Source organism: Tardiphaga sp. (genome assembly GCF_025356345.1).
In the GTDB taxonomy this organism is placed as follows: Bacteria; Pseudomonadota; Alphaproteobacteria; order Rhizobiales; family Xanthobacteraceae; genus Tardiphaga.
Genome location: NZ_JANXTC010000308.1, coordinates 1 through 5,908, shown reverse-complemented (window position 1 = coordinate 5,908; position 5,908 = coordinate 1). Strand labels below are relative to the sequence as shown.

Genomic DNA, 5,908 nt, shown 5'->3' with positions numbered 1-5,908 from the left:
CTACGGCAAGTATTCGATGGTCGACATCGACGCGGTCGGCGGCGTGCAGGTGATCGTGCGCGAGTTGCTGGAAGCCGGCCTGCTCAATGGCGACGTCATGACCTGCACCGGCGAGACGCTGGCCGAACAGGTCAAGCGCCTCGGCACCAAGAGCGCGGACGGCAAGGTGATCTATTCGGTCGCCAAGCCCTACAAGCCGACGGGCGGCCTGCGCATGCTCGGCGGCAATCTGTCGCCGGAATTCTCCGCGATCCTGAAGCTGGCCGGCGTCGAGGGCGGGCTGGAGAACAACCTGTTCCGCGGCAAGGCCTGCGTGTTCGAAGGCGAACAGGGCCTGCTCACCGCGCTCGACAAGACTCCCGATCGTTTCCAGAACAACGACATGATCATCGTGCGCTATGACGGGCCGGTCGGCGCGCCCGGCATGCCGGAAATGCTCGACCCGACCTCGCGCATCACGACCTTGTGCCGAGAGCGCGGCATCGTTGTTGCGTTAATGACCGACGCGCGCTTTTCGGGCGGCTCGGTCGGCCTTGTCATCGGCCATGTCGGCCCGGAAGCCGCCCTCGGCGGCCCGATCGCCCTCGTCGAAGACGGTGACGAGATCATCGCGGATCTGAACAGCAATGAGCTGACCTGCACCGCGCTCGCCGACCCCGCCATTTTCAGTCGGCGCAAGGCGATCTGGGACAAGGCCGTGGCGGACAATGGCGGCATTCATCCGAATTGCGGCGACGCCGACACCCGGCTGCTGCACCGCGCGCGGCTGTCCGCGGTCCCAGCGACCCGCGGCGCCGGTCTGCACCCCAATCGCGAGGTCTGGGTACGCCAGCCGCGCGAAGCCGTTCGCTCCGGCTTCGTGCCGACGAACAAGCATCGGCCCGAGGCGAACAAGGCCTATTAGACGCCGACTGCCCGCGAAAGCCGACGTCGCGCGCGGCTGTCGGCTTTCGCTGGCGTTCACAACTGTCCAGCCGTCGCCGCCTGCATCGTTTCGGTATTCATTCCGATGTGCTCTATTGGCATGGTAGTCGGACAACAACGGTACTGCCGCGGGCCCGGAAAATCTGAACGATGACAAACATCCTGGTCGCGGGCGGCGCCGGCTACATCGGCTCGCATACTTGCCTGGATATGTGCAGCAAGGGGTTCACCCCGGTTGTCTATGACAACCTGTCTAATGGTCACGCTGAATTCGCAAAGTGGGGACCGCTCGAGGTCGGGGATATCCGTGACCGCGGCAAGCTGGACGCCGTCCTGAAGAAATACAATCCAGCTGCCATCGTCCATTTCGCCGCGGCGATTGAAGTCGGCGAGTCCATCCGCGACCCCGGCGGTTTTTACGAAAATAATGTAGCCGGCACGATCACCCTGCTTCGCGCGGCGCAGGCCGCCGGGATCGACAAGATCGTTTTCTCATCGACCTGCGCCACCTACGGGCTTCCGACATCGCTCCCCATCAATGAGCGCCACGGTCAGGCTCCGATCAATCCCTATGGTCGGAGCAAATTAATGGTCGAGCAGATTTTGAAAGATCTCGACCAGCACCAGGGATTCAAATCATTTATCCTGCGATATTTCAACGCGGCAGGCGCCGATCCCGAGGGCCGGATCGGGGAGTGGCATTCACCGGAAAGCCACGCTGTGCCGATTGCGATTGAAGCGGCGCTGGGCCGACGATCTCACTTCCAGGTGCTCGGGACCGACTACGAGACCCGGGATGGCACCTGCGTCCGGGATTTTGTGCATGTCCTCGATCTCGCGAATGCGCATACGCGCGCCGTCCAGCATCTGCTGGCAAACGCGACAAGCCACGCGCTCAATCTCGGCACCGGCCATGGAACGACGGTCAAGGAGTTGATCGAGACCGTCAAGAAAATATCCGGTCGTGATTTTGAAGTTCAGCTGGGGCCGCGGCGCGAAGGCGACTCTCCGGTACTGGTGGCCGACAATTCACTGGCACAGCACGTCCTTGGCTGGTCTCCCAGCCACGACCTGAATTCGATCATTGAAACGGCGCTGAACTGGCACGCCAACCATTTGCCACGCGGATAGCGATGCGGTTCGCCAACAGACCCATTATTATCGCGAAAACAGCATTGGATGGTCTGCTGTGCTCGCGTCGAGTCGAGGGATGCGACGCAGCTGGCGATCAAGCTCGCGGAAGACATATTCCGTAGCCTTGTAGGGAGTTGCGATCCTGCGATCCAGGCCATCGTTCAGCAGTACATGCACGCCATCGCGTCCGGCCATCTGGTGGCACTGCGCGCATGTCATGCGGTTGAAGGTCAGAACCTCGGGATCGTGTCGCCGCTGATCGCGATAGGTTTTTGGCGTGAGGTCGTCCAGCACGCTTTGCAGATCGGCTTTTTCACGCCCATCGGTCTTGTCGATGGCAAGGCGGAACAGCGCGTTGTCGAACGCGCTGGAATAGAACCCGATGTTCACGCCCTGTCTGACGATCGAAACCGCTTCAAGTCCGCGCTCTACATTATAGGACCGGCTCAGCATACCGAACACCCAAAGCCCGGTCAGCGACGAACTCCAGCTTACCGTCTGTATCGGACGCGCCCCGATGGCGTCCTGGATGAAGTCCGCGGTCGCCTGGCCGGCGCCCGGCCCGCCCTCCCCCCGCACGCCCGTCAAGGCATCCGCCTTGCGCAGGAAGTCGGTGGCGGCGTCGCGACGCTGCGCGGCGGGGAGCAGCCTGTCGATCGCGTCAAAATCGAGATGGATGAACAGTTGTTCGTAGGCGCGTCCCGGAAAGCGCGGGCTCATCAACTGGTAGACCATGCGGACTTGCGGAATCTCCCGCGGCGTCGAGAAATGCACATCGGTCTCCGGCTCGCCGGGACGAAGGATGACGGAAACGAGCTTGTAATGGTTGGGATCGGAGACATCGGCAACCACGTCGCGGATCGGCTCGACAATGGTGCCCGACGTATAGAAATTCTTCGGTGTGACCTGCGCCGTGATGTCGAGCGCGTCGTCGCCCGGTTCAGACTTCGCATCGAAGTCAACCGTGGGCTTGCCCTTGAGAAATTTCAGAAGCCTGGAAAAACCTTCCTCGCCCAATGTCGTCGCCAGGGGAAACTGACGTTCAAGGGCGGGTTCCGCTGCGTAGAACAGATGTTTGGGTTGCGTCAGGAAGCGCAGGCCACTCTGCGGCCGTGGCGTGTCGATGCCATGATCAGGTGCGAAACCGTCCGGGTAGAACCACATCGAATTATCGCGCAGGCTATAGCTCTGGTCATAGCTCGCCCAGTCGTCCTGTCGTGTCTTGAAGTCCTGCGTAATCAGCTTGAGCACGCCAACCTTGGCCTCGTATTTTGCGAGCAATTCCGGCGGGATGTCCGTGAAGGTCTTGAAGGCTTCGGCATAGCCATAGATCGCCTTGAACGGATCGAAATTTTCGCTGAGCTCATGCGCATCGTGCTTGCCGCATTGCGCGTCGGGCCTCAGCTTCACGTAATAATCGAAACTGATGTCGATCAGCGTGTAGCCGTCCGCACGAAGACCCGCATACATATCGGGGAATTCGTCGATGTGGCGAACCCAGTAGACCGACTGGATGCGACATCCCTCCGGCGTGTCGCCGGTGGAAAAGTGATCGATGTGCCGGTTCTGCTCCGACATCCCGGCCGTGATCAATTGCGACCAGCTCTGCTGGTGACCGACCTGGAAGACCGGGTAGATCGGATCGGCCGCACCCAGCCCCGTATCGAAGAAGAGATATTTGAATTCGGGACGGGTCCGGCCGAAATTCTGCTCGAAATGAGTGAGGATGTCGTAGACCGAGCCCGGCCGCAGCGCTGCGTGGTTGCTCTCGGTGATGATTTCCTGCCACCGGTGTCGGACGATGGACAGCGGGTAGCCGTCGGCAAAGGCAAAAACGGCGCAGATCAAGCAGACCAGCAGGACGCCAACGATTTTTTTCATTGATCTTGCTACGATCTTCGTCGTGCGCGTTCAACCATGCAGATGCTTGTTCCATTGTCGAATGGTAACCGGAGCGGGCTCAAGGTCATGTCCCATGCCGTCATCGGCGCAATTGGCTCCGGCGACTGCAATCAATGCTGGCCGCCGCACCTTTGGGGGCGTTAACGGCCAGCAATTAGTTCCTTTACAGCCTGCTCAGGACGTCCGACTGAGAACGGCCGGAGCGATCTCTTCTTCCTTCAGCTCTTCGAGCCGGCGATGACGGGTTTCGATGCCCAGCGTCGCGACGGTGACGATCTGGATCACCAGCAATCCGATCATCAGCGCCATCACGCCGGCGACGCCGCGGGCCTCGAACAGCATGACCACCAGGAACGGCGTGACGATCGTGGCCCCGCGGCCCAGCGTGTTGACGATACCCGAAGCGCGCAATCGCACTTCGGTCGGGAACAGTTCGGGGATATAGACGCCGAACAGCAACGCCACCAGAATGTAGATCGGTATCGTCAGCAGGAACCCGACCGCCGGCAGCAGGATCGGATCCGAGATCATCGGATAGACGATCCCCAGCGCCACTGTGATCAGCGACGAGCCGATAATGGTCGGTTTGCGACCCCAGCGGTCGGCGGTCAGGGCGCCGATCGCGGAACCAACCGGAGCGCCGAGCGCCATCAACAGCGCATAGCTGAAGGAGGTCGCGACGCTCAGCCCCTGCTTGATGAAGAACACCGGCAACCACGTGACGAAACCGTACAGCAGCGTGTTGATGGTGATCAGGCAGACCGAACCGACAATCATCCGGGACAATAGCGGCTGCGTGAACAGCGTCGCGAGCTTGCCCGACGGCGGTATGGCAGGCGCTGCGACCGGCGCCGGCAGCGGCTGGCCGCGAGAAGCTTCCCGCTCGATACTCTGCATCAGCGCTTCAGCCTCTTCCTTGCGTCCGACCGCTTCGAGCCAGCGCGGCGATTCCGGCAGGTTCTTGCGCAGATACCAGACGACCAGGCCGCCGATTCCGCCGATGATGAACATCGCGCGCCAGCCGAATATCGGGACAATGAAGGATGCCACCAGCAGGGCCGCCGGCAGTCCGGTGACCACGCAAACGGCCATCAATCCGAGCCACTTGCCACGCGATTTGGCCGGGACGAATTCAGTCAGGGTGGAATAGCCGACTACGTTCTCGGCTCCGAGGCCAATGCCCATGAAAAACCGGCAGATGATCAGGACTGCCATGTTGGGAGCAAAAGCGGCGGCGAGCGACGACAGCCCGAACAGCAGCAGGTTGAACTGGTAGGTGAAGCGTCGGCCGAAGCGGTCGCCGAGAAAGCCGGTACCGAACGAGCCGACCATCATGCCGACAAAGGTCAACGAGATGAAAATCGCGTTTTCGCCGAGCGTCGAGAAGCCGGTCTTGAGGGTGACGCCGAGTACGGTGCCGGCGAGGTAGATGTCGAAACCGTCGAAGAACATGCCGATCCCGATCAGCGTCATGATCCGGTAGTGGAATGGTCCGATCGGAAGCCGATCAAGACGGCCCCCCGCGTTGACTGAGGTTGGCATAGGCGTTCTCCCGTTTTGATTGTTGGTCACTCACGGGCGGCTGCGTCTCTCTGGACTTTCGCAGCCGCCCGCCTCGGAATGTTCAGTTCAAGCGCTTTTGCCCCGCCGTGTCGCGATACCAGTCGAAATCCTTCTCGGCGGTCGCCACCATCACGCTCTTGGTATTAAAATGCGTCTCGAAGCTTTCGGTGCCGAATTCGCTGCCGATGCCGCTGTCATCGACGCCGCCCCAGGGCGACGCCGGATCGAGGCGGTGATGGTCGTTGACCCAGACGATGCCGGCGCGGACGCGCGAGGCGACACGATGGGCGCGGCCGATATTGCTGGTACGGATGGCGGCGGCGAGACCAAACGGCGAGTCATTGGCCAGCCGCAGCGCGTCGGCCTCGTCCTTGAACGGCGTCAC

General features: G+C 61.4%; 5 protein-coding genes. 2 read left to right on the top strand and 3 right to left on the bottom strand.

From position 1 onward, the window contains the following. Together Q0S16_RS18855 and galE are read left to right on the top strand one after the other, a co-directional pair. On the top strand, positions 1-904 hold a 904-nt coding region (locus Q0S16_RS18855), incomplete at its 5' end, for a dihydroxy-acid dehydratase (protein WP_295851377.1). A 170-nt stretch (positions 905-1,074) separates the two neighbouring features. Further along, positions 1,075-2,055 carry a UDP-glucose 4-epimerase GalE gene (galE, locus tag Q0S16_RS18850; RefSeq protein WP_295851374.1) on the top strand — a complete coding sequence of 327 codons (981 nt, stop codon included), beginning with the start codon at positions 1,075-1,077 and terminating at the stop codon, positions 2,053-2,055. 27 nt (positions 2,056-2,082) lie between these two features. Here galE and Q0S16_RS18845 read toward each other — a convergent pair whose 3' ends face one another. The 3 genes from Q0S16_RS18845 to Q0S16_RS18835 form a co-directional block, all read right to left on the bottom strand. Then, positions 2,083-3,939: a hypothetical protein gene (locus tag Q0S16_RS18845; protein ID WP_295851371.1), complete on the bottom strand. Its 1,857-nt coding sequence runs from the start codon at positions 3,937-3,939 to the stop codon at positions 2,083-2,085. Positions 3,940-4,134: 195 nt separating this feature from the next. After that, complete coding sequence (locus tag Q0S16_RS18840) at positions 4,135-5,502, bottom strand: MFS transporter (RefSeq protein WP_295851368.1); 1,368 nt, start codon at positions 5,500-5,502, stop codon at positions 4,135-4,137. Positions 5,503-5,584: 82 nt separating this feature from the next. Continuing rightward, positions 5,585-5,908 (bottom strand): aldehyde dehydrogenase family protein (locus tag Q0S16_RS18835; RefSeq protein ID WP_295851365.1); only part of this gene is annotated, 324 nt, incomplete at its 5' end.

Coding starts and splice junctions, on each gene's coding strand:
- Q0S16_RS18845 (WP_295851371.1), bottom strand. CDS start 3,939: ATGAAAAAAATCGTTGGCGTCCTGCTGGTCTGCTTGATCTGCGCCGTT.
- Q0S16_RS18840 (WP_295851368.1), bottom strand. CDS start 5,502: ATGCCAACCTCAGTCAACGCGGGGGGCCGTCTTGATCGGCTTCCGATC.
- galE (WP_295851374.1), top strand. CDS start 1,075: ATGACAAACATCCTGGTCGCGGGCGGCGCCGGCTACATCGGCTCGCAT.